17 protein-coding genes are annotated in these 24624 nt (G+C 47.2%); 5 read left to right on the forward strand and 12 right to left on the reverse strand.

Annotated elements, in window-relative coordinates; all coding sequences use genetic code 11:
• The 3 genes from carB to EII41_RS01800 all read left to right on the forward strand — a co-directional run bounded on the left by carB (position 1) and on the right by EII41_RS01800 (position 5407).
• The gene (gene carB, locus EII41_RS01790) at positions 1–3222 is read left to right on the forward strand and encodes a carbamoyl-phosphate synthase (glutamine-hydrolyzing) large subunit (protein WP_124789184.1); all 3222 of its coding nucleotides are present in this window, start codon (positions 1–3) and stop codon (positions 3220–3222) included.
• A 784-nt stretch (positions 3223–4006) separates the two neighbouring features.
• Positions 4007–4906 carry a hypothetical protein gene (locus EII41_RS01795; RefSeq protein ID WP_124789185.1) on the forward strand — a complete coding sequence of 300 codons (900 nt, stop codon included), beginning with the start codon at positions 4007–4009 and terminating at the stop codon, positions 4904–4906.
• 27 nt (positions 4907–4933) lie between these two features.
• The gene (locus EII41_RS01800; RefSeq protein WP_124789186.1) at positions 4934–5407 is read left to right on the forward strand and encodes a PH domain-containing protein; all 474 of its coding nucleotides are present in this window, start codon (positions 4934–4936) and stop codon (positions 5405–5407) included.
• Positions 5408–5571: 164 nt separating this feature from the next.
• On the opposite strand, the gene EII41_RS01805 is transcribed toward EII41_RS01800, so the two are convergent.
• The 12 genes from EII41_RS01805 to EII41_RS01860 all read right to left on the reverse strand — a co-directional run bounded on the left by EII41_RS01805 (position 5572) and on the right by EII41_RS01860 (position 20658).
• The gene (locus tag EII41_RS01805) at positions 5572–6141 is read right to left on the reverse strand and encodes a PepSY-associated TM helix domain-containing protein (protein WP_124789187.1); all 570 of its coding nucleotides are present in this window, start codon (positions 6139–6141) and stop codon (positions 5572–5574) included.
• A gap of 2 nt (positions 6142–6143) precedes the next feature.
• Entirely contained in the window at positions 6144–6689 is a 546-nt protein-coding gene (locus EII41_RS01810) for a hypothetical protein (protein WP_124752121.1), read from the reverse strand.
• A gap of 28 nt (positions 6690–6717) precedes the next feature.
• Entirely contained in the window at positions 6718–7941 is a 1224-nt protein-coding gene (locus tag EII41_RS01815) for a DUF4857 domain-containing protein (RefSeq protein ID WP_124789188.1), read from the reverse strand.
• A 23-nt stretch (positions 7942–7964) separates the two neighbouring features.
• Entirely contained in the window at positions 7965–8639 is a 675-nt protein-coding gene (locus EII41_RS01820; protein ID WP_124789189.1) for a hypothetical protein, read from the reverse strand.
• A 6-nt stretch (positions 8640–8645) separates the two neighbouring features.
• Positions 8646–9521 (reverse strand): ABC transporter ATP-binding protein, encoded by an 876-nt coding sequence (locus tag EII41_RS01825; protein ID WP_124789190.1) that lies wholly within the window; start codon positions 9519–9521, stop codon positions 8646–8648.
• A 137-nt stretch (positions 9522–9658) separates the two neighbouring features.
• On the reverse strand, positions 9659–10483 hold the full coding sequence (tsf, locus tag EII41_RS01830) for a translation elongation factor Ts (protein ID WP_124752125.1): 825 nt from the start codon (positions 10481–10483) through the stop codon (positions 9659–9661).
• A gap of 24 nt (positions 10484–10507) precedes the next feature.
• Entirely contained in the window at positions 10508–11359 is an 852-nt protein-coding gene (rpsB, locus tag EII41_RS01835; RefSeq protein ID WP_124752126.1) for a 30S ribosomal protein S2, read from the reverse strand.
• 139 nt (positions 11360–11498) lie between these two features.
• The gene (gene rpsI, locus EII41_RS01840; RefSeq protein WP_124752127.1) at positions 11499–11885 is read right to left on the reverse strand and encodes a 30S ribosomal protein S9; all 387 of its coding nucleotides are present in this window, start codon (positions 11883–11885) and stop codon (positions 11499–11501) included.
• 5 nt (positions 11886–11890) lie between these two features.
• Entirely contained in the window at positions 11891–12346 is a 456-nt protein-coding gene (rplM, locus tag EII41_RS01845) for a 50S ribosomal protein L13 (RefSeq protein WP_124789191.1), read from the reverse strand.
• A 451-nt stretch (positions 12347–12797) separates the two neighbouring features.
• Positions 12798–16331, reverse strand: coding sequence for an InlB B-repeat-containing protein (locus tag EII41_RS01850; protein WP_260425433.1), 3534 nt, complete (start codon positions 16329–16331; stop codon positions 12798–12800).
• Positions 16332–17029: 698 nt separating this feature from the next.
• Positions 17030–18082: a ribonucleotide-diphosphate reductase subunit beta gene (locus EII41_RS01855; protein ID WP_221620691.1), complete on the reverse strand. Its 1053-nt coding sequence runs from the start codon at positions 18080–18082 to the stop codon at positions 17030–17032.
• Positions 18083–18117: 35 nt separating this feature from the next.
• Entirely contained in the window at positions 18118–20658 is a 2541-nt protein-coding gene (locus tag EII41_RS01860; RefSeq protein ID WP_124789192.1) for a ribonucleoside-diphosphate reductase subunit alpha, read from the reverse strand.
• A gap of 1067 nt (positions 20659–21725) precedes the next feature.
• Here EII41_RS01860 and EII41_RS01865 point away from each other — a divergent pair.
• Both EII41_RS01865 and EII41_RS01870 read left to right on the forward strand, forming a co-directional pair.
• Positions 21726–22367: an HmuY family protein gene (locus tag EII41_RS01865; RefSeq protein WP_185711798.1), complete on the forward strand. Its 642-nt coding sequence runs from the start codon at positions 21726–21728 to the stop codon at positions 22365–22367.
• A gap of 13 nt (positions 22368–22380) precedes the next feature.
• The gene (locus EII41_RS01870; protein ID WP_124789193.1) at positions 22381–24609 is read left to right on the forward strand and encodes a TonB-dependent receptor; all 2229 of its coding nucleotides are present in this window, start codon (positions 22381–22383) and stop codon (positions 24607–24609) included.
• Positions 24610–24624 lie beyond the last annotated feature (15 nt).

Consider the following 24624-nt stretch of genomic DNA (forward strand, 5'->3'; position numbering starts at 1 on the left):
ATGTCAAAGAATAACATCAACAAAGTACTCGTGTTAGGCTCCGGAGCCCTCAAAATCGGGCAAGCCGGCGAATTTGATTATTCCGGCTCGCAGGCGCTGAAAGCTTTACGCCAGGACGGCATCCGATCGGTGCTGATCAACCCGAATATCGCTACGATCCAAACGTCGGAAGGCATCGCGGACAAGGTTTATTTCTTACCCGTGACACCTTTTTTCGTCGAGGAAGTAATCAAGAAAGAACAGCCCGACGGGATTCTGCTGGCTTTCGGAGGACAAACGGCGCTGAACTGCGGTACGCAACTGTATAATGACGGTACGCTCGGCAAATACGGTGTAAAAGTGCTGGGTACATCGGTCGAAGCGATCATGGACACGGAAGACCGCGACCTGTTCGTCAAGAAACTGGATGAGGCCAACCTGAAAACCCCCGTCAGTCAAGCCGTGGAAACGATGGCCGATGCGATCCGAGCGGCCGAAGAGATCGGCTATCCGGTAATGATCCGTGCGGCCTACACATTGGGCGGTCAAGGAAGCGGTATTTGCCAGACGGAGAGCGAACTGCGAACACTGGCCGAAAGTGCTTTTACGTTTGCTTCGCAGATTCTCGTCGAAGAATCGCTGAAAGGCTGGAAAGAGATCGAGTTTGAGGTGATTCGCGACAAAAACGACCATTGCTTCACCGTCGTAAGCATGGAGAACGTCGATCCGCTGGGAGTACATACCGGCGAGAGCATCGTGGTGGCACCGACTTGTTCGCTGCGTGACGACGAGGTGAAGATGTTGCAGGAAATTTCGGTCAAGGCCGTCCGTCATCTGAACATCGTGGGCGAATGTAACATTCAGTATGCCTATAGTTCCGACACGGGCGACTATCGAATCATCGAAGTGAATGCGCGTCTGAGCCGCTCGTCGGCTCTGGCTTCGAAAGCGAGCGGTTACCCGCTGGCATTTGTGGCAGCCAAATTGGCGCTCGGCTACTCGCTCGACCAAATTGGCGAGATGGGTACGCTCAACTCGGCCTACAAAGCCCCCGAAGTCGATTATCTGATCGCCAAGATCCCACGGTGGGACTTGACGAAATTTGCGGGTGTGAGCCGCCAGATCGGCTCAAGCATGAAATCGGTCGGCGAAATCATGTCGATTGGCAAATCGTTCGAAGAGATTATGCAGAAAGGTCTGCGTATGATCGGACAAGGGATGCACGGATTCGTAGGCAACAACAACCTCACGTTCGAGAACCTCGACGACGAGCTGGAAAACCCCACGGATCTGCGTATCTTTGCCGTAGCGCAGGCATTGGAAGAAGGATATACGATCGAGCGCATCCACGAACTGACCAAAATCAATCCGTGGTTTCTGAACAAACTGAAAAATATCGTAGATTACAGCCGTGTCCTGAAGCAATACGACCGCATCGAAGATTTGCCGGCCGAAGTGCTGCGCGAAGCCAAACGGCTCGGATTCTCGGATTTCCAGATTGCCCGCTTCGTTGAGCAATCGGACGACAACATGGAAAAAAGCAACCTCCGCGTACGGGCATGGCGTAAGAAACTCGGCATCCAGCCCAGCGTGAAACGCATCCATACGGTCGCCTCGGAACATCCCGAACTGACGAACTACCTCTATCTGACGTACGACGGTACGGAGCACGATATTCCTTATTATAAGCATGACAAGAGCGTGATCATCCTCGGATCGGGCGCGTACCGCATCGGCTCGTCCGTCGAGTTCGACTGGTGCTCGGTCAATGCGGCGCAGACAGCGCGTAGTCTCGGATATAAATCGATCATGATCAATTATAACCCCGAAACGGTTTCGACGGACTATGACATGTGCGACCGGCTGTATTTCGACGAGTTGTCGCTCGAGCGCGTACTCGACGTGGTCGATCTGGAGCAGCCCCGAGGCGTGATCGTATCGGTGGGTGGACAGATCCCGAACAACCTGGCCATGAAGCTGTACCGGCAGCAGGTACCTATCCTCGGTACTTCGCCCGTATCGATCGACCGTGCCGAGAACCGACACAAATTCTCGGCCATGCTCGACACGCTCGGCATCGATCAGCCGCGCTGGGCAGAGCTGACCAGCATGGACGAAATCGACGCATTCATTCGCGAAGTAGGCTTCCCTATTCTGATTCGTCCCTCGTATGTGCTGAGTGGTGCGGCCATGAACGTCTGCCACACGAAAGAGCAGATGATCGAATTTCTGAACATCGCGGCTCAGGTATCGAAAGAGTACCCCGTAGTCGTATCGGAATTTTTGCAGGATGCCAAAGAAATTGAGTTCGACGCGGTGGCACAGAACGGCGAAATCGTAGAGTACGCCATTTCAGAGCATATCGAATTCGCCGGTGTCCACTCGGGCGATGCCACACTCGTATTCCCTGCACAGAAAATCTACTTCGAAACGGCACGACGCATCAAAAAAATCAGTCGCAAGATAGCCAAAGAGCTCAATATCAGCGGCCCGTTCAACATTCAGTATCTGGCCAAGAACAACGACGTGAAGGTAATCGAGTGTAATCTCCGGGCTTCACGCAGCTTCCCGTTCGTATCGAAAGTGCTGAAGCAAAACTTTATCGACACGGCAACCCGCATCATGCTCGACGCGCCCTTTAACCGCCCCGACAAGACGGAATTCGACATCGACTGGATCGGGGTCAAGGCTTCGCAGTTCTCGTTCGGCCGACTCTCGAAGGCCGATCCCGTACTGGGCGTAGACATGAGTTCGACGGGCGAAGTAGGTTGTATCGGCGACGACTTCGACGAGGCGCTACTCTCGGCCATGATCGCCGTGGGCAATACGATTCCGCAAAAGAACGTCATGGTTTCTTCGGGAGGAGCCAAGAGCAAAGTCGATCTGCTGGAGCCCTGCCTCTTGCTCGAGACGAAAGGATATACCATCTACGCTACGCAAGGAACTGCCCGTTTCCTGAACGACAACGGCATTCAAGCTACACCGGTTTGCTGGCCTGACGAAGACGGCGGTGAACTGAACATCATCGAAATGTTCAGCCGTCACGCGTTCGATTTGGTCATCAATATCCCGAAAAATCACACGAGACGAGAGCTGACCAATGGCTACAAAATACGTCGCGCGGCCATCGATCACAATATTCCGCTGATTACGAATGCCCGTCTGGCAAGCGCATTTATCCGAGCCATTTGTAACCTCTCCGAAAAGGATATCCTGATCAAGAGCTGGCAGGAGTATAAATAAGGTTGCGCGTGCTTTAGCACTGCCCAACGTGAAGCCGACCAGTATACAGCGTGAAACGAACGACGTTCCTGTTGTTTCGCTGCATGGTCGGCCGGCTTCTTCGTTTCCGCATTTTTTCCGATTGCTGCCCGGTAGAAGATTGAATAATTCAAAAAAACATCAAATTAACGACCTTTTAAACTGCCGGAGCACCCCTGCCCTCCCTTCCGAGTAGAGGTTTAAGGGGGGCATGAGACGGGTTTCATCCCTTAATTTAATGCAATAACCCCCTCCATGTAGGGGGTAAAACCCATCCGTGTGGGGGGTAAAACCCATCTATGTAGGGGGGAGAACCCCTCCATGTGGGGGGCAAAACCCATCTATGTAGGGGGTAGAACCCCTCCATGTGGGGGGGAGAACCCATCTATGTAGGGGGTAGAACACTTTTTTCAGATTAATCGTATTTACACCGTCGGAGGGAGAACCCATCTATGTAGGGGGTAGAACCCCTCCGTGTGGGGGGGTAAAACCCCTCCGTGTGGGGGGTAGAACCCATCTATGTGGGGGGTAGAACCCATCCGTGTAAGGGGTAAAACCCATCTGTATAGGGGGTAGAACCTGTAGCTACGAGGAGATTTCCCTGCTTTTTGTATTGAGTTTTACCGAGCAGTCATCATTTTTTCTACATCTTACTGACAAATAAAAATAATTTTGTAATTTTGAACATGTTTCAAAAACAGCCTTACGCTTCCCGAAAGCAGAAACATAGCGCGTAAGATATAAAGTGGAAAACGAGGAAGACAAAATGACAACAGATCAGATCAAAGAAATCATTAGGCAAAATCAAAACGACATCGCATTTATCGTCGGAAATGGAGTAAATCGATACCCGAACAACCCCAATGCTCTTTCATGGGACGATTTATTGATACAATTATGGAAAAAGGTTTTACCCGAAAGCCACCTGTCAAGTATACCTGTGGGTATTTCATTGACGGAATTTTATGACGTCTTAGAACTCGAAAACACACAAGACATTAATCTTCAGAAGGAGGTGGCAGACCTTATGCGAGCGTGGAAACCGTTGAATCACCATACACAAATCATCCGTCGCATGAAAGAATTAGATGCCCCGGTGCTGACGACCAATTTCGAGGAAACGCTTGCACGAACCTTCGAATATCAGCAGTACAGAACGGAGAAAGAAGGGTTTACGGATTTCTATCCCTGGTCTACATACCATGGAACCAAACCATTGAATCTACCGACCGATGGGTTTGGGATATGGTACATAAACGGTATGATCAACTATCACAGAAGCATCCGACTCGGGCTAAGTCATTATATGGGAAGTGTGGAAAGAGCAAGAAACTTATTGCATAAAAGAGAGGAAGAAGAGTCCTTTACAGGCAAAAACAATGTACAATGGAAAGGGTACAAAACATGGTTACATATTGTTTTCAATAAATCGCTTTTTGTTTTCGGTTTAGGACTTGAAGAAAATGAAACCTTTCTACGATGGATACTGATAGAAAGAATCAAATATTTCAAGAAATTTCCGGATAGCAAACATAAAGGATGGTATATCAATAAACGAAGTCATAACAGAACCGACCAAGGCAAGAAGTTTTTTCTCGAAAGAGTCGGGTTTGAAGTAATCGACGTAGACGATTATGCTGAGATTTACGAGCATATATGGACATAACAAGCAATAAACTAAAAATTGGAAATCATGGAAAATCATTCGGAAAAACAAGTATTTCGCTCACGAATAAGTGTATTGTTGATCGCAATCGTATTCGTTGCTTTCACATCGGCATCTATATCGATTCTTCGAAACAAGGCGTACACAGACATGTATGTACTTGCTTGTCTATTCTTGTTACTCGTATTTCTTTTTACGGGAATGCGTTATATCATTTCAGGAAGTACATTGAGTTTTAAAATAGGTTTTATTTGCGGTTGGAGTGTAAATATTGCCGATATTCTTTCGGTAGAAAGATCCTATAATCCGCTTTCTGCCCCTGCCGCATCCCTCAAGAGATTGTGCATACATTTCCCGAAAAACAAGAAATTTCCGTACCTGTTAATCTCTCCGGTAAGAGAGCAGGCTTTTATCAAGGCATTAAAAAAAGTCAATCCGAATATTTGCGTTCACCTGCCCGAAAAAAAGGGTATTTGGCGTATACAAGATTGGGATATTTAATTCCGGATACACATCCCCCTACTACTTTACGTCTTTAACGATCGTTTTACAGCGGGCAGTCGTTCGACTGTTCAGTTGTTTACATGCTTTTTACAATCAGTAAATTGTCAATAAACAAATCAACAATCAAACAAATCAACATATCAACCACCGGCGCACGGCTTTTATCCGAACAGCACATACAGCACCGGGATCAGTATACCGGCCAGCAGGTACCATTTACCCGTCCCGGCCATGCCTTTCTTTCCTTTGACGATGAATAACCCCGACACGGCAAAGAAGATCAGCGAAAAGGCAAACAGATCGGCCATGATATTCCAACCTCGAACCCGGTTGTAATGCAGTCGGTTGATCGCATAAATAAACGTATTCTTTTTATACAGTTCGTAATCGACCGTACCCGTTTCCGAGTTGTACACGCCTACGCCACCGTTCAGTATCAGACGCACATGTTCCTCGTCGATGGTCATGATCTTCTTCAACTCCGGCAGTCCTTTGTCGTTCCAAATGACCGACAGTTCTTCGTGCGATAATCCTTTGTCGAGATGTAATGTTTCTTCCTGCGTGCTGAATGCCGGATCTTTCCCGTCCATGTGATTGAGCAGGAAGCCGGAGATGCCGTAGACGAGGCATACACCGACCATCAGGAATCCCAGATCGCGGTGTATGACCCGTAGCCAACGGCTCATCTTGTTTTTGGGTGCCCCTTTCGTGGGGCGATGATCTTCTGCCATGCTTATTCAATGACTTCGTAGCGTTCGCCGTCCATGTAGTAAATCGAGTAGTAATCTTTGTTATGCGCTTTCATCCATTCGCGCATCTCGTTGATGTTGTTCAGTTCCGCCTGACACGTTTCGGCCGATCCGTCTTCCTTGTGTTTCTTCTCATTGACTTCTTCTTCGTATTGGTCAATGTATTCTTTCGTCAGGCGACGTTCACGGACGATGCCCGTTATGGCCAGTTCCGAGCCGGTCAGTTCGCGATTGAATCCGCCGATTTCACCGCCCGCCTCTACACGGAACGACGCGTTCGGGTCATCTCCTACAATAAAACAACGCTTTCCGGAATGCTTGCACGTATGCGTCACGAAACCTCGCACCGTCACGGTCTGATCAACGAGACGGTCAGCCACTTTCAATAAACTGTCGAGCTTGTAAACCGACACTTCGGAAGCATGCACTTCTACGTTTTCCTCTTGACTTGCGCTCTGTTGTTCTGCGCGTTTGTTGTTACATGCCGCCATCGTCAGCAAAGCGGCAGCTAAAAATAAAATCTTTTTCATCACTTCATGTATTGATTATGTTTATCATTCATCTTTTTTTCGGCATCAACAACCATCCGACCATACCCGCTATACCGGTGAGAGCGACAAAAAGCGCGGCAAAGAGCTTATCGTTCCGTCGGGCGGCAATGATTGCGACAAGCAGCGCCAGCAGCAAGTTGATCGCCCACGCACGATATTCCGTACCATGTAGCCGGAGATAAAGAAAATGGCTGTCCGATTCCTGAAACGTAATATAAAAAGGGAAGAGCCATCCCGACACCTTGTCCCAGCGGTTCGGTTCTCTTGCAATGGCATGTTCGGATACTCTCTTCAAGGTCCCGGTCTCCAGTCCGTAATACCGGCGTCCCTGCGGCGTGTTGATAATCACCGTCCAGTAGAGGAGATTGCCCATGACCGTTACCTCGTCTCGGTCGATGTCGATCGGATCGATATCCAATTTCACCGGCACGTATTGTCCTTCGCGACTCTCCAAGATATACAGGCAACCCTGCCGGTCGAACAAAAAGCCGTAGAACCGTTTATTCGACGCCTCATACATGGAAAACCAAGCGATATCCACGTCTTTGTCGACGCGTGTATCCTTAACGAACGGACGATTGTTGACCATCTTGAGGTGATAAAGCCGCCCTTGGGCATCGAGGGTGAAATAGCCTTCGTCGTACGGTTTACGCGGATTCGGATTGCCGATAGCCCACCGCATGGGAAATGCATAGCCGGCTTTTTCGAGCGCCCGCGCAAACAAATCGCTCTTCTCCCGATTGACGGTATTCGTCTGCACGTCGATAAACTCGATCCTGTCTTTCAGGCGAAACACATCGTCCGGCATCTCCAGCCCGACTCGTTTGGGCATTGATTCGAAGAGGATATACAATCCTTTGTCCGGTGACTTGCGTTCTCTCGGAGCATACCGGAAAACGACTGTTGCGGCCCGTAACAAGGGAGGGCTGATGGCCGTACCGCAAATGCTGTCGGGCAACCGTCCGTCGGCCATAAGCTGACGATAGTTAAGGAGAGGCAACAGTGAGTCGGACTGTGCCATCGTATATGTATTCCCGCGAAGATCACGAAGTGGCATTTCCTTGTTCCTGTAATCGATGATGCCCCAATCCTTCATCACCGCACTATAATAGACGAATGGATATCCGTCCGGCGAATCCGTTGCCATCTTGACGAATGAGGGAATGACCCACATCCCCGTAAAAGTGACGAAGAGCAGAATCGTATAGTAAATATATGGTTTGCGTATCATATAACGTCGTTTTTTTCGAAAGATTATCCGGGCGACCCGTCTTTGAACCGTGCGGCGGAATAAAACGGAAAGCTAAGTCCTGCGACGAGTATAAGGGTCAGGCAGGGCAAGAAAGTCACGTAAGCGCCCGATGGGGCATCCATAAAGAAAAGGTACAATCCTGCGGCAGCTACAAGTGCATTAGCCACACGCCTACGCCATACCGGCTCCATACAGACCCATGCCGTAAAAAGATAACAAGCAAGTCCTCCTTCAAAATATGGGAGAAGTTGCCAAGTCACCGCATGCAACATCTCGGCGGCATAATGACGGAAGAGTCCGGCATACAGGCCTATATACATCAGCAGGAGAGCTGCCGACAGCACGGTGATGCCATATAACAACGTCACAAAGACAATCTTGGACTCGCGTAACGGCAGATGAAGAGTTAGTTTCAATCGCTTGTCCGTCATCTCCGGAATAAACTGTGCCACTCCGAGCAGTACACCCGCCAAAAGCGGAAACCATTTCGTGACCGCCGGCACGAGTGACATGTCTTTTAACAAGACAGCCGACCAGGCTTGCACCGCCCCGCTGAGGCGAAGCGTCTGCCCCATCTGTACGAATGCATACACAAGCAAGGTCACAAGCAGCAGAAGCATAAGCCCAACCGTCCGTCGTGTCTTGATCCATTCTTTATAAAAGATTGCACTAAACATAATCGATTAATATTTTCCGGTTAAACCGATAAACGCATCTTCGAGCGAGAGCTTTTCCTCTTTCACTTCGCTCACCCCACAAGGCGAAAGCATCTGTTCCACTTCCTCCGTCGAAGCAAAGGAGTACGTCTCCCACCGATTACCGGTCCTTTCGGTATGCCACAACCTTTCGTCGGCCGGTATCTCCGCTCCATCGCAAACAAAGCGAAAACGCCTGAATCGCTCCATGATATATCGGGTCGGTTCATGCAACAGGATACGTCCGTAATCCATAATCATGCAGTCATCGATGAGCATTTCCATGTCCTGAATAATGTGAGACGTCAGGAAAATCGTTTTGTTCCCTGCCGTAGCGTATTCCTTGAGATATTCAACGAACAGGCGACGGTAACCGGGATCTAATCCCATCGAGAAATCGTCCAGAATGAGCAGATCGGGGTCTTGGGCAAATAACAGGCCGAGCGCCACCTGCGAACGTTGTCCGCATGACATGGTGCTGATCTTCTGGGTCGGCGTGACCTGTAATTTCCGGAGAAGCTCATAATAGGCGTCCCTCTTCCAGTTTGGAAAAAAACGACTGTAAAACCGTTCGATCTGCTCGACATTGAAGTACGTATGCTGGATATGCCCTTCGAGTAACAGGCCGATACGCGCTTTCGTCGAAGGAGAGAGCTTTTCCATCGTTTCTCCGAAGATACGGCAGACGCCCGAACGAGGTTTAAGGTATCCATTCAGAATGTTGATGATCGTCGTTTTTCCGGTTCCGTTCTTGCCCAGAAGTCCCAGAATCTTCCCTTGTTTGACCTCAAAGTTCAGATTCTCATAGATCAACTTCTTTCCGTAGTAATGGGTAATATTTTCGCAATGAATAATTGTTTCCATTCAAAACCAAGTACACCGAGTTAATGAGCCTTCAAAGATACACAAAACATTTATGATAGAGGGTGTCGTGTAAATAAAAAAAGGCCGCTCAGGGATTGTTGTTCCCGAACGACCTTCTATTTTAACAGGACAGACGATTAGTCTACATTCAGCGTCACACGTTTAAATGCTGTTACCGTTAAGCCTTTGTCTTGTTGTTGGAGATACTGTTCAACCGTGAGTTTCGCATCCTTCACGTATTCCTGTTGCAACAACGTGTTCTCTTTGTAGAACTTCTGCAAAGCGCCTTCGGCAATACGATCCAGCAGGTTCTCCGGTTTTCCTGCTTCGCGTGCTTTGTCACGGGCAATCTGCTTTTCCGTGTCCAGCACGTGTTGCGGCACATCAGCCGGTGTTACAGCCACCGGATTCATGGCGGCTACCTGCATTGCGATCTCGCGAGCGACCTGGTGATCAAGCTTCTGATTGAACGCTACGATAGCGGCCAGCTTATTTCCCGGATGAATATATGAAACCGTAGACCCTCCTTCGACAAATTCGTACTCTCCAAGTTCCATCTTTTCACCTGTCACGCCGACACGGTCCGTGATATGGTTCTCGATCGAACGTCCATCGCTTAAGGTAACCTTCAACAATTCCTCTTTGGTTTTCGGCTTATTGTTCATTGCCGCGTTGAGAATATCTTGTGTCAGGGCTACAAATTCCGCATTTTTAGCCACAAAGTCCGTTTCACATTTGAGTGCTACGACTGCCGCAAAATCGCCATTCTCTGTCGCCAACACACAACCTTCGGAGGCTTCGCGATCGGAACGTTTGGCCGCTACGGCCTGTCCTTTTTTGCGAATAATTTCCATGGCTTTGTCGAAGTCGTTGTTTGCTTCTTCCAAAGCTTTCTTGCAATCCATCATACCCGCTCCGCTCATCTTGCGCAAGTGGGTGATATCTGCCATTGTTACTGCCATAATCTAGTTCTTTATGATTAAATTTTAGTCTTCCCCTTCTTTTTCATTCGAAGCGACAGAGGCTTTCGGAGCCTCGTCTTCTTCTTTTCTCGTGCGTCTGGCTCCTGTTTTTGCCCGGCGTTCACGTCTCGGTGTTTCTTCACCGTCTTCGCTTGCGGCCTTTTCCGCGTCTTCTTTATCTCTGGCGGCTTTGCCTTCCTGAAGTCCTTCGTGGATGGCTTCGCAAACTACGCCCAAGATCAAGTCGACCGACTTCGTCGCATCGTCATTGGCCGGAATAACGAAGTCTACATTCGTCGGGTCGGAGTTCGTATCGACCATGGCAAATACCGGAATACCGAGGCGGTTGGCTTCGCGCACGGCGATGTGCTCCTTCATCACGTCTACCACGAACAAGGCCGCGGGCAGACGATTCAGGTCGGCAATCGAACCGAGCATCTTTTCCAACTTGGCGCGCTGACGCGTAATCTGCAATTTCTCACGTTTGGATAAATTATCAAAAGTGCCATCCTTGCTCATCTTGTCGATCGTCGACATTTTTTTGATGGCTTTACGGATCGTCGGGAAGTTCGTCAACATACCGCCCGGCCAGCGTTCGATTACGTAAGGCATACCTACAGCCGTAGCTTTATCGGCCACGATCTGCTTGGCTTGTTTTTTCGTGGCCACGAACAGAATCTTCCGTCCGGAACAAGCGATATTCTTCAAGGCTTCAGCTGCCTCGTCTACTTTCGCAGCGGTTTTATACAAATCAATGATATGAATACCATTGCGCTCCATGAAAATGTAAGGAGCCATTGCAGGATTCCATTTTCTTTTCAAGTGTCCGAAATGAACGCCTGCTTCTAATAACTGATCAAAATTTAATCTTGACATTTCTTTTTTGTTGTTTAATCGTTTACATTCTGTTTTACTCAACTGACCGGTAGTTCTCCGACATCTCTCCATGCAGAAAAAATCCGGACAATTTAGATACTAAACGCCTTTTCTACTTGCAAGCAACTCACAAATAACATTAACGTTTACTGAACTGGAACCGTTTACGTGCTTTCGGACGTCCCGGTTTCTTACGTTCTACCGCACGCGGGTCACGTGTTACGAATCCTTCCGCCTTAAGTGCCGGCTTCGACTCGGGATTGATCTTAATCAATGCGCGTGTGATAGCCAGACGAGCCGCTTCCGACTGTCCCTTAAATCCGCCGCCGACCAAATTCACCTTGATATCGTATTGTCCGTCCACATTCAGCACGCTGAGCGGTTGCTTCACTACGAATTGCAGGATCGGGGAGGGAAAATAATCGGACAATTCCCGGCGGTTCACGGTAATTTTTCCATTTCCTTCGCTAACGTATACACGGGCAATGGCCGCCTTACGTCTTCCTATTGCATTTACTACTTCCATGAAATTTAGTTAAGTGAGTTTATATCTATCGACTTCGGTTGCTGGGCTTCGTGTTTATGCTCCGAACCTGCATAGACATACAGATTTTTGAGTAATTTGTCTCCCAGACGATTCTTCGGCAGCATGCCTTTTACGACCTTGCGGAACAAGCGGTCTTCTCCTTTCACCATTAATTGAGCGGGAGTAACTTCACGCTGTCCACCCGGATATCCGGTATGCTTAAAATAAATACGGTCGTTCCACTTATTTCCCGTCAGAACGACTTTGTCTGCATTGATAATGATTACATTATCGCCGCAGTCAACGTGCGGGGTAAAATTCGGTTTGTACTTCCCCCTCAATAATTTGGCGACTTTCGAACAAATGCGCCCCAATGATTGGCCGGTCGCATCGACAACCACCCACTCCTTGTTTACAGTTGCTTTGTTTGCAGAAATGGTCTTAAAACTTAACGTATCCACTGTTATTTCTTTATAAATTAATACTAAAAAACGCGCCTTGACTCCTTTTCTACTCTTCGGACACAGAAGAACTTAGCAAGGTGTTAAGAACAAACTGTTTGAACACTTTAGATAATAATCGGGTGGCAAAGGTACAACTTTTCTCCGAATACACAACACACGCTCAGGACTTTTTTCTACAAGCACTCGAAGAGAAAGCATCTTTTCGGGAGAAGGAAAGTAAAATCCGATAAGCATCAAAAATAATCCGATAGGCACAGAAAAAAATCCGATCGGCATCGGTTTTAAAATCTCTGCCTACAGAAATGTAATGGACCGGGCATTGCCATGTATTTTCAAACCGAAGCATGAGTAAATGGAATAGAACACAAAAGCGGCTGCCCTTTTCACAATCGAAAAAAGCAACCGCCTTTAAATAATTATGCCTCAAAAGAGGAACAACCTCCCGCGATTACCGAACAATCACCTTGTAGCTTCGATCAGCGATCCGAACAAGATAGATGCCCTCAGGAAGAGCGATTGCCGTCTCACCGGCTTCGACCTTGCGAGCGTCTACCAACTGACCTTTCAGATCATAGATACGAACTCCCGTAGAGGCCTTCACACTCAACAGCACCTGGCCTTCATAAGACCATACTTTTTCACCCGAAATGATGGCTGAAGAGGTAGCATGCGGATCTACCGTCAACACGATTCTGGAAGTCACTTTGATCAGTTTTACCGTTACCGAACCATCTTCGTTCTCCGTCATCTTGATACCATGTTTATCACGGATCGGATCACCCGTCGTAATCTTAAGACGTTCTATCAAGCGCTTCTTTTCACCGGCTTTCAACACGTTTCCTGCCTGTTCCTCTTTCACGGTGAACGTAAAGTCATCTCCCGTATTCACATAATGAATACCCGGACCCGGTTGGAAAATCAGCCCCTTAACAGTTGGGATCACGATTTCACGCGATATTTTCGGAAAATAAACATCGGGTGCATATTCATAGGCTCCAATATCTACACAGTCTTCAACAATACGGTTCCTCCCCGACAGGTCATAAAGGAAACCACTGTGATATACACTTCCGCTTAAGGTCGGAAGGTACGCGTCACGCGTCTTTTCCATATAAACATAGCGATTCAAACCTTGATTCTCCGCAGCACCACCGGCTCCCAAACGATAATCACCTTGACGCATGGTGCCATCTTCGTCAAAGCCTCGTCTTCTGAAGACCGGGCTACCATTCACATTGCCGCCATGATCTGCACCTAAGGCAACATCCCAGCCGGCACGGTCTCTTTCGATCAAACTGAAACTGAAGGCCGGCGTACTCGACGTGTTCGACACATTCGGATGCTTTCCGGCGCGGTTGCCCCAAATAATCGTGTTCCGAACGTCCGGATTCGAGCCGTCATTATACAGTCCACCTCCTTCGCCGGAAGCTAAATTACCGCTAATCGTCACATTCGTCAAACGAGGATCAGCAGAGAGGTTATACATACCGGCTCCTTCGGTTGCCGTATTACCGCTAATCTCCGTATTGAAGATGACCGCATTGCCTCCGTTGCCGTTATATATACCGCCACCTTGTTCGGCACGATTGTTACGGATGATACAGTTGGCAATCGTAACCTGTCCGTTCCTGTTCAGAATACCGCCGCCTTGTGTCGCATTTCCTTGTTCAACAATGAAACCGTCCCAGCGCATACCTTTGCTGCCTTCGATGACAATCACCGAAGAACCGCCGTTGCTGCATTGCAAAATCGTCTGGTTAGATGCGAATACTCGTTCATGCAGATAGCTTTCCCAAGCACCGAAGCCTCCGTACACTTCCACACTGTCGTATTTCATCTCATAAGACTTACCCTTCGGAGGAGTGTATCTACCACGTGCTACCCATACGCAGTCGCCGGCACGAGCTTTATCAAGAGCCTGCTCTATCCGACGATAAGCATTTGCCCAAGAGGAACCGTCCTCACGACCGCCAACCACATTCTGGTCGACAAAGAAGCCGTTATATTTCTCACTGATATTGATTGAAGCTGTGAGCTCTTTCTTACATATCAAGCCGCCCGGCAAAGTAACCGTTATTTCTATCGCGACATCCTTCTTTCCGGAGGTTCCGAACACAACATACAAAGAGTCGCCCTTCATCGAGTGCGTCGTATCGCCTTCAGCAAGTAACCATTTGTAGCTTACTTTACGGCCGACAGTATCCATCTTAACATAGAACTCCTGTTTTTTCCCAATCTTGGCCGCAATATTGCTGTTGTTCTTAAGCTCCTGTTTTCCTTCAAAGGCAAACAACACTTTAAACGTATCTTCTACGCTCACCGAGCCGTAGTTCGTAGTCAAAACATACGTACCCGATTTACCGGCATCAAAGTTTTGAGCGTTTCCGACTTCTTTCTTTTCCGTTGCCGAAACGATGTATTCCCATTTGTAACTTTTCGCACCAGGCTGACCTTTGAGTTTAAGCGGAGCTTCGCAGGTTACCGTATCGACAACCAACTTCTTGTGCCAGTGAGCATGGAACGTCAATGAATCCTGAGTATATACACCCTTAGCATCCTTAAGCGGAATATCTACGGTCATCTGGGTCGTTGGAGCAAACCGATCGTTTGTCCAACCGACGAAGGTATAATCCGCTCTCGTCGGTGCATGCTGAACTTTCTCCGGCAGCGTTTCGATCGTATATTCCGTCGGATTAGGTGTTCCCGAAGCCACACCTCCATGAAGGTCATAACCGATACCGAAACGATTGGGAGCCCATAAAGCCTGACAAGTCAAATTTCCTTGAGTACCCGCAGGAATTATGCGGGATATCCATGGAGATATCGTAGAATTATCGCTACTTATTTGCCAGTTAACAAACTGATAACCTTCTCGAATAGGATCATTAAGCTCAATACCGGAAACCGGAATTTCAGCCGTAATATAGCCGGTCGGATTAGCTGTTCCCGGCGGGGTGGCAAGAGGCATCGTTTCTCCTTTGGGGGAGAGAGCCTTATCATTATAATCATAGGTAATCGAATAACCCTGCAACTCCATCTCGGCCGTAAACGTCACATCTCCTTTTACATCTATCGTGGTATACCAGTTGGCGTCACCCGCCGGGCCCGAGGCTGCAGGAACAGCTGCCTCACCGGGTTTCAGCGAAGTAAATCCTCCATGTTTCCAGCCTTTAAATTTATAGGAAGAACCCGAAGGCGTTACCGTAACCCCCGCAGAAGGTCTCGTTCCATAATCAATCACTTGATCATCTCCGTTATTTAACACACCTCCCGCAACAGGATCAACCACAAATTTAACCGTGCAAACAGAACGCTGATGGAAAGTACTGTTCGTAACGGAGACATATTCTTTCATTCCATCCAAAGCCATATTTCTCATTGACACTTCTGCCTCTCCTCTGGTAAGCATCATATCTTGCCATTTCGTTGTTACGGTAGCTTTATTTTCCATAATATTTTGGTAGTATGCAGCTATCAAAGGCTCTTTAAGTTTCACTTTAAAACTTACCGTCCGATCTTCTCCCCAAGGCACATCTGTCAATTCCCAACGTATGGTACGAGTGCTTGCTTCAAATACACCGTTATTATCAGGATTTCCAACCAGTTCAAGTCCATCCGGCAAGACATCTACGATAAGTAAAGTCGATGTTTGGTAAGGAAAATACTCTGATTGCCTTAATTGTACATTCTCAGTACGATCAGTAACAGCCATTCCCCCACCATCATTCCCTACTGTAGCAGCATTAACCGCATTAATTCTATACTCGATTTCATCACCAAGGATTACTTTCACCGGCATAGCAGATGTTCCATTATTCGCTACCCCATTAACCGACGCACTTTTCGTACTTTCAAAACCGAAACGAATAGGAACGAATTCACTACATACCTCGTCCACTGCGGCTGCCCTCGTGGAGATATCATAACTCCGTGGTGCCATGGGTTCCATGGGGTAAATAAAGTTACATACTTGAACACTCAATTCTCCCCCTTTATATTGAGCATCGAACGTATATTTTATACTTCTTAAAAAATTCTGCACATCAGATGCTGACGAACCAGACTCATTTTCAAAAACATAACTATAAGAAACAGAGCCTAATATCGGTTTTGACACCCATCCGGAAGGCAGGGAATACGTGGCTGTTCCTTGTTTAAAATCAAGCTTTATGGACTTGATCAACACTCCCGCACCCGCATTAACGTTTAAGTTCGGAAAAGTATAATATACTCCCGATGCTTCTTCATGCTTAACAGCATCACCCAAATTTACGACGATAGAATTCTGCGCATGCGACAGCATAGCAAAGCCTATCAAAAATAAAAAAACAGCGAATAATTTACCCCTCATAATTAAAGATATTTAAGTTAATGGCCGCAAAGATAAACGTACTAATCCGTTTGCGCAAGTTTATTGCATTAAAAAAAGCAAAGAAAAAATCTTAAAAGTACAATCTTCTTTTTATTTTATTCAACAAAAACATTGGGTCGTTTTCTTTACAGTAACGCGTATTGATGAAGGTTCACAACACTACTATTATAATGTAGCAGTGGTCTTATCACATTGAAAACAGCTTACACTATGTGTTAGTACCTTGAACATGTGAAATATTTGGTATTGAGTAGTCTTTCAATCCAAACCACTCAATACCAAATACAGAACATTGATTGCACATATTCCTATAGATCATCGACCAGCGCACTCGACTTGGCATAAGCCGTAGAACGCGCTTCGAAGAAGTCGGTCTTGATCATATTCGCATTCGAATATTGCGATACCCACGACATCGAGGCCGGTTCGGAAGTATATCCCTCGAAAAGCGGCTCGAAACCAAGGGATCTAATCCGCAGATTCCCCAGATATCGGATGTAATCGCGTATCATTTCGGTAGTCAGCCCTTCTATTTTATCGCCGAGCACGTATTCGCCCCACTTGATCTCTTCCTCCACGCCTTTGGCAATCATGGCACGGTATTCTTCAATCAGTTCGGGGGTAAACATTTCCGGACATTCCTGTTTCATTTCGAGGATGATGTTGCGGAAAAGCCACAAGTGCGTATTTTCGTCGCGATTGATATAGCGAATTTCCTGTGCCGATCCGGGCATTTTGCCGTTTCGTCCGAGGTTGTAGAAAAACATGAATCCCGAGTAGAAATAGATCCCTTCGAGAATATAATTGGCGATAAGCACGCGCATAAATTGTTCCACGCTTTTGTCTTCCATGAAAGCATTGTAGAGATCGCCGATGAATTTATTGCGGTTAAGCAACACCTCGTCGTCCTTCCACTGATAAAGAATGGCGTCACGCTGTTCGGGCGAGCAAATGGTATCGAGCATATAACTATAGCTCTGCGAGTGCACGGCCTCCTGAAAAGTCTGAATATTCAGGCAGAGATTCACCTCGCTTGCAGTAATATAATCACTGATATTCGGAAGATTGGCCGTCTGAATACTATCGAGGAAGATAAGGAAAGACAGGATTTTGTCGTAGGCCGTACGCTCCGCCTCGCTGAGTTTAGCATAGTCCTTGAGGTCTTGATTCAGATTGATTTCTTCAGGGATCCAGAAGTTATTCATGGCCTGACGATACCAGTCCGACACCCATTTATACTTCATATTATTGAAGTCGTTCAGATTGGTCGTGTTACCGTTAATCATACGTTTTTTCGACAGTTCGGTATCACCGTGCTCATTGAAGAGCGGTTTGCGCTGAATGGTTTGTATATGACTCATGATGATATGATATATATTAATGTATAGTTAAGAAATCAGGACGAGCAAGATTCGCATTCTTCGACTTCGAGCGATTTGGAGCGCACGTAGTAGATGGTTTTGAGACCGCATTCCCAGGCTTTGATGTAGAGTTCAAGCACTTGACGCAGGGTAAAATCATTGGTAATATAGAGGTTCGTACTCTGCGACTGGTCTACGTGTCGCTGTCGCACGCCTGCCGCGCGGATGCTCCATGTCTGGTCTATGAGGTGCGCATTTTTGTAGAGCCACCACGTCCGATCGTTCAGATCAGGCGCAACACGGGCAATGGTGGAACCTTTCTTTTCTTCGAGGAAGAAGCGGTTCATGATCGGATCGGTACATGCCGTCGTTCCGGCAATGATGGACGTGGAGCTGGTGGGAGCCACAGCCAGCAGATAACCGTTTCGAAGCCCTTTCGTACGAACTTCGTCTGCCAGCGCATCCCATCGCGGCGTTCCCTCGTATTGGCGCAGTCGGAAATAGTCGCCTGTCTGCCAGTCCGACCCTTCAAAGTATTCATAGCTCCCTTTCTCGGCCGCCAGCTCGGCACTGGCCTGAATGGCGTAGTAGTTAATCGTTTCCATCATTTTATCAGCCAATTGGAGATGTTCCTCACTCTCCCATGCTACGCCTTTCTTCGCTAACAGGTGATGGTATCCCATCACCCCGAGCCCGATAGGACGGTAGCGACGGTTCGTGATACGCGCATATTCGATGGGATAGAAATTCAGGTCGATCACATTGTCAAGTGCACGGACGATGGTTCGTAATACGTGTCGTACTTCCTGCTCATCGTCAAAATTGATCTTGCTGACAACAAGCGAGGAAAGGTTGCAGACCACAAAATCGCCCGGACGTGATTTCTCTACGATGACCGTATCGCCATCGGGCATAGTTACGACTTCGGTAGAAACGCTTTCGATGGCCGACATGTTTTGTGCAATCTCGACACAGAGGTTCGAGGAGTAAATCATCCCCTTGTGTTTATTCGGGTTGGTGCGGTTCACCGTATCACGGAAAAAAGCGAACGGAGTACCTGTTTCAATGGCCGACTTCAGAATCAGGCGAATCATATCTTTGAGCTGCACCTCAGTCTTGGGAATACGGGAATCATTCACGCAGTCGTGATAACGTCTCTCCCACTCTTCACCGTAGTAATCTTCGAGCTCATAGCCCTTGATACTTTTAATCTCATGCGGACACATCAGGTACCACGGCTGATTCATATCCTCACGCACCATTTTCCAGAAAAGATCGGGGTAACAGACGGCCGGAAAGACATCATGCGCTTTCATGCGGTCGTCGCCGTTATTCGTGCGAAGTTGCAAGAAATCGAGAATATCCTTATGCCATACATCGAGGTAGCAAGCTACTGCTCCGGAGCGCACACCGAGCTGATCGACGGCCACGGCCGTGTCGTTCGCCAATTTGATCCATCGCACGACGCCTCCTGCCGCACCCTTATAGCCGCGAATGTCGCTGCCATTGGCACGTACTTTTCCGAAATAGAGTCCCATGCCGCCTCCGAATTTGGAAACATTGGCAAAATTGGTAATGCTCCGATAAATTCCGTCGAGCGAATCGGGTACCGTGTCGATAAAACAGCTCGACATCTGATAATGCGGCTTGCGGGCATTGGCCATCGTGGGCGTAGCCATCGTCACCTGCAGCTTACTGAGGATATCGTAGATATCGCGTACAATCTGCAAACGGTTATGCTGCTCTTTCATGGCCAGATGCATGGCAATACCCATAAACATTTCCTGCGGTGTTTCGAGTTGCTCGTGCGTAAAATTACGTATCGTGTAACGGCGCAGCAGCAGGTCGAGTCCGCTGTACGTAAACAAATGATCGCGCTCGGGAACAAAGAAAGTCGCAATCTCGTCGATGTCTTCTTTCGAATAATGCTCAAGGATGTACTGACCATAATATCCTTCACGCGTGAGATAAGTGAGTTTATCGAAAAACGTGCTGATTTTAAGGGATTCCATCTTCCGATCGACATTCAGCTTGCTCTGAAAACTCAGCAGACGGCCGGCAATGAACTCCCAATCCGGCTCTTCGGCCGTGATACATTCTACAGCCGCACGGATCAGGGCTTTCAAACATTCGTCGGGCGTCATAGCCGCCTTATGGAACGAACGGTATTTCATGCCCAACGTATCGAACGATTTGTTCAGATGCGGAAAATCTTTCTGTATATCTTTCAGCAAGCGGTGCATGCCCTCGTGCGTGACCGTTTCTTCTATTTCGAGGATGATGGCACGGTACTTCGCCCGCTCTTCGCGATACAGGATGAAACGACGCGCCTCACGGTAGAAGCCGTTACGCATCAGTTCAATCTCCACCACATCCTGTATCTGCTCTACTTTGATCTCGCCTTCTTTCGCAAGCTCCCGGAGCCGTTCTTCTACGTTTTCGATCAACCGGGTCAACGCTTCCTTAGAGCACTCTTCATCGATACTTGCAAAGGCGGCACGTATCACGCGCTTTATTTTCGAGACGTTATATCTCTCTTTCGTTCCGTCTCGTTTAATGATATTTTTGAAATCCATTTTCTGTTATGCTGTGTTTCTTGAGGCCACAAAAGTACATCAATCGGGAGAGAAAAACAAAAGCCTCCTCTTCTTTCCGGATAAATGCTTTTTCACAGCCAATAAAACATAAACAGCTAATAAACAGAATTTTTAAAACACACATTAAACATTACCCAATACTTTTTTCAAAGCGTCCATAGGGTAATCGATAGCTTCCGTTATCTTTGCCCATCTCGGTTTGTGAGACTAACCGAACGGCACCTATTAAGGACTCGAAAAAAATGCTCCATACGGCAAAATAGAGTATTTTCGGTTCCCATCTCCGTTTTTTTGAACCACAACTAACCATTATTGGCGACAGACGCGCAAAATTTCCCCCAAAATGGGGATTGTGGAGCGTGATAAGCCATCGTATCTTTGCACTGTGAATTTTTAGAAGATCGCAGCAAATAAAAAATCGTTTTTATACTGGATCAGTTAAAACAATAGTAAACCACGTAAGTCAAATAAATTTCTTTTCAGGAGTCGGCCGTAAGTGATTACCGTCGATTCCTTTTTTTATGACAGGAAGAAATCAAATGATTGCTGTCCGGTAAAAGAAAAAACCTTCTTTGGGTCGTCTATCATAAGGAAACGATCCTTCATTTTAAGGAAAGCTCCTTATATCTTAAGGAAGCATTCCTTTATCTTAAGGAAATGCTCCTTCATCTTAAGGAAAAACTCCTTCATGTTAAGGAGACCTCCTTACACCTTAAGGAAGCAGTCCTTCATCTTAAGGACATCATCCTTCAAGTAAAAAACGATCGCTGTCCGATGGAACCGAAGAGCAAGCCTCCGCGTAACGCAAAAACGCCTCTATCACCGATGGATAAAAAGAAATAGAACGTCCTTTTTTTTGCCCGATAGCCCTAAAAAAATAACCGACGCATATCAACGACCTTACGCCATATCCCTATTATTGGGGGGAAATCACCTAAAAATACCGACAAATCGGGATTGTCCTCTTTGCCAAACGCCTCTACTTTTGCACCCGTGAAAATTAATTAAAAACATTAAGTATTTAGATTATGAAAAAAAGAAGTGTAATGATGATGGCGCTTGTTGCGCTCGGTTTGGCATTCGTCGGGTGCGACAAGAAAGACGATGTCAAGAAAGAAACGGTCAAAAAATCCAAAACAATCGATGCCACTAAATATGATGTGTGGACGTATATTAATTTAGAGACAGGCCAGACGGAAACCCACCGGGATTTCAGTGCATGGAATATAATAAAAAAAGGAAAGCTTATTGAAACCATTCCGGCCAAAGGATCGGAAGCCGATATCAAAATAAAGTGGCATATCGCGATTCATCGCTTCGATATACGGACAAACAATGGCGAAGCTGTTGCTACCGCAGAAAAAGAAATAAAGAATGTAAAAACTCTTCCTACTACAGGATATGAGGCAGATAAAATAGTCGAAAACAAAGTGATCACAGAACCATCTCAGATGATGGCCGGTCAAATAGGATATGCCTCTAAATCAAATTTAAACAAAGTGCTTGATGGCTGGGTAATTAAAACCCCTACCGGCACAATGCCTCCCTTTAAATATAGCTTATCAGAATTGGTATATGTCGTAAAATTCAAGGATGGAAGCCATGCCAAACTGAAATTCACCGGCTATCAAAATGCCGAAGAAAAGACAGGACATGTCTCTTTTGATTACGAATTTCTACCGAAATAATGTTCCGTAAAAGATGAAGTCGTTTTTGAGCAACATATTGTTTCTGCTTTTGCTAACGGTGCCTTCGGGCACCGTTTTTGCAGAAGGCGAAGAACTTGAGTTAGGCCGATATACGGTTAAGGGTACGGTAGCAGACGAAAACGGCGAGCCGTTACCCGGAGCGTCTGTATGGGTCGTAGGCGCTACGATTGGCGCCGGGACCAACGCGAACGGAGAGTTCGCCATCCGTTTAAATGAAGGACGCGAATATACGCTCCGCGTATCATTTACCGGGTATATTCCCGAAGAGGTAAAGGTAAACCGGCAAACGGGAGCACAACCTTTGCACATTGTCTTGAAACCGGCACAAAACGAACTGAACGAAATCGTCGTTACGGGTGCACGGATCGCAAGACCGCTTAAAGAAGTGCCGATATTAACGCGTGTTATCTCGCAGAAAGATATTCAGGCGCTCAACCCGATGAGTATCGAAACGCTTTTACAATACGAATTGCCGGGGTTACAGATCACCTACAACAGCATGAGCCGGATGCCGCAGATCAAGTATCAGGGCGTGGACGGCGAATATATGCTGTTCCTGATCGATGGCGAGCGGGTCAGTGGTGAAGGAGCGGACCATAACGTCGATTTCACCCGCTTCAATGTCGACGAGATCGAACGGATCGAATTTATCCGTGGATCGCAGTCGACCGTTTACGGTTCGAATGCGCTGGGCGGCGTAATCAATATCATCACCAAGAAAGCCAATCGTCCGTTTACGGGGAACATCCATGCCCGCTATGCCGGAACGAACGGACAAAAATATACCATCTCGGCCGGAACAAAGAAAGACCGCTTTTCTTCGCTCACCAGCGTCACTTTCCGTACGAGAGATACGTACTCGGTGGGGGATAAAAACGGTAAAACATTAAAAATATACAACCCCGACGGTACGGTAAAAGACAGCACGCTCCGAGCCGGATCAACAACGATTTACGGATATAAGGTCTGGGATGCCTCGCAAAAGTTCGGCTATGCTTTTACCGACAAGCTCAGTGTGGATTTACGCGGATCATTCTATCATAACGCTCGTGATATTCGAGAGGGCGGAAAATATCAGGACTTTTTTATCGACTATGCGCTGAATGCAAAAATGAACTACGTATTCAGAGAAGATCGCCGGCTGATTGTATCTTATAACTACGACAATTATAAAAAGGATAAAGACTTTTTTCAGGCGAAATTCAGGCGAACCGATTATCGCAACCGTACACAAATGCTGCGTGCCGACTATTCGGGTACGTACGGCGACCATACGGTAAGCGTCGGCACCGAAATATTTTTTGAACATTTGAAGCATTACATGTTGAAAGACAGTGCTCATGCCACAAACGAGAACTATTCTCTCTACATGCAGGAAGACTGGAAACCGCTTCCCTCCCTTAACGTGATCGTGGGAGTGCGTAGCGACTATCATCGCAAATATCACTGGCACGTAACGCCGAAACTTTCGGCCATGTATCGTCCGGCCGAAACGGTTACAATCCGTGCCGGCTACTCGCAAGGGTTCCGTTCTCCGTCGCTGAAAGAGTTATATCAGGAATACGATATGGGAGGACAGGGGTTCCTGATGCTGTACGGCAATCCGGATTTGAAACCTGAGACGAGTCACCAGTTTTCGTTCTCAGCCGAATACACTCAAGGAGGATTCAATGCTTCCGTATCGACTTCACACAATCGCTTTCATAATAAGATTACGTATAAAGAAAAAAATGCCGCCGAATGGCAATATACCAATGCCGAACATGCCCGAACGACCAGTGTAGAAGCCATCGTGCAAATGCGAATGGATTTCGGATTAACGATGACCGGATCATACGCTTACGTGAACGATTATGAGCAGGTAAGCGGACGAAACACCTCGTCTGTCCGTCCCCACAGCGTAACGTTCAATGCCGTATATTCCCGCAAATTCGGCAAAATCGGTATGAATGTTGCACTCAACGGTCAGTGGGCTTCACAGCTGAGTACGTACCGATTCCTGAAAGACGGTACTCATCGGTCCGTCACCTACGACGCACGTACCTTGTGCAGTTTAAATACGGGGGTAACGATGCCTAAGGGAGTCTCGGTCAACGTGGGAGTCGACAATTTATTCAATTATCAAGACAAGGCCGCGGACAGTTCGCTGCAATTGCCGCAGAAGGGTATCAGCCTGATCGGTACGGTAAACATCAACCTTGCCGATATGTTCGGATTATAAACCATTAACTAAAAT

Source organism: Tannerella forsythia (assembly GCF_003860135.1).
GTDB classification, from domain to species: Bacteria; Bacteroidota; Bacteroidia; order Bacteroidales; family Tannerellaceae; genus Tannerella; species Tannerella forsythia_A.

Excerpts from the sequence above, each read along its gene's own strand:
- carB (WP_124789184.1), top strand. The coding sequence starts at position 1 with ATGTCAAAGAATAACATCAACAAAGTACTCGTGTTAGGCTCCGGAGCC.
- EII41_RS01795 (WP_124789185.1), top strand. The coding sequence starts at position 4,007 with ATGACAACAGATCAGATCAAAGAAATCATTAGGCAAAATCAAAACGAC.
- EII41_RS01800 (WP_124789186.1), top strand. The coding sequence starts at position 4,934 with ATGGAAAATCATTCGGAAAAACAAGTATTTCGCTCACGAATAAGTGTA.
- EII41_RS01805 (WP_124789187.1), bottom strand. The coding sequence starts at position 6,141 with ATGGCAGAAGATCATCGCCCCACGAAAGGGGCACCCAAAAACAAGATG.
- EII41_RS01810 (WP_124752121.1), bottom strand. The coding sequence starts at position 6,689 with ATGAAAAAGATTTTATTTTTAGCTGCCGCTTTGCTGACGATGGCGGCA.
- EII41_RS01815 (WP_124789188.1), bottom strand. The coding sequence starts at position 7,941 with ATGATACGCAAACCATATATTTACTATACGATTCTGCTCTTCGTCACT.
- EII41_RS01820 (WP_124789189.1), bottom strand. The coding sequence starts at position 8,639 with ATGTTTAGTGCAATCTTTTATAAAGAATGGATCAAGACACGACGGACG.
- EII41_RS01825 (WP_124789190.1), bottom strand. The coding sequence starts at position 9,521 with ATGGAAACAATTATTCATTGCGAAAATATTACCCATTACTACGGAAAG.
- tsf (WP_124752125.1), bottom strand. The coding sequence starts at position 10,483 with ATGGCAGTAACAATGGCAGATATCACCCACTTGCGCAAGATGAGCGGA.
- rpsB (WP_124752126.1), bottom strand. The coding sequence starts at position 11,359 with ATGTCAAGATTAAATTTTGATCAGTTATTAGAAGCAGGCGTTCATTTC.
- rpsI (WP_124752127.1), bottom strand. The coding sequence starts at position 11,885 with ATGGAAGTAGTAAATGCAATAGGAAGACGTAAGGCGGCCATTGCCCGT.
- EII41_RS01855 (WP_221620691.1), bottom strand. The coding sequence starts at position 18,082 with ATGAGTCATATACAAACCATTCAGCGCAAACCGCTCTTCAATGAGCAC.
- EII41_RS01860 (WP_124789192.1), bottom strand. The coding sequence starts at position 20,658 with ATGGATTTCAAAAATATCATTAAACGAGACGGAACGAAAGAGAGATAT.
- EII41_RS01865 (WP_185711798.1), top strand. The coding sequence starts at position 21,726 with ATGATGATGGCGCTTGTTGCGCTCGGTTTGGCATTCGTCGGGTGCGAC.
- EII41_RS01870 (WP_124789193.1), top strand. The coding sequence starts at position 22,381 with ATGAAGTCGTTTTTGAGCAACATATTGTTTCTGCTTTTGCTAACGGTG.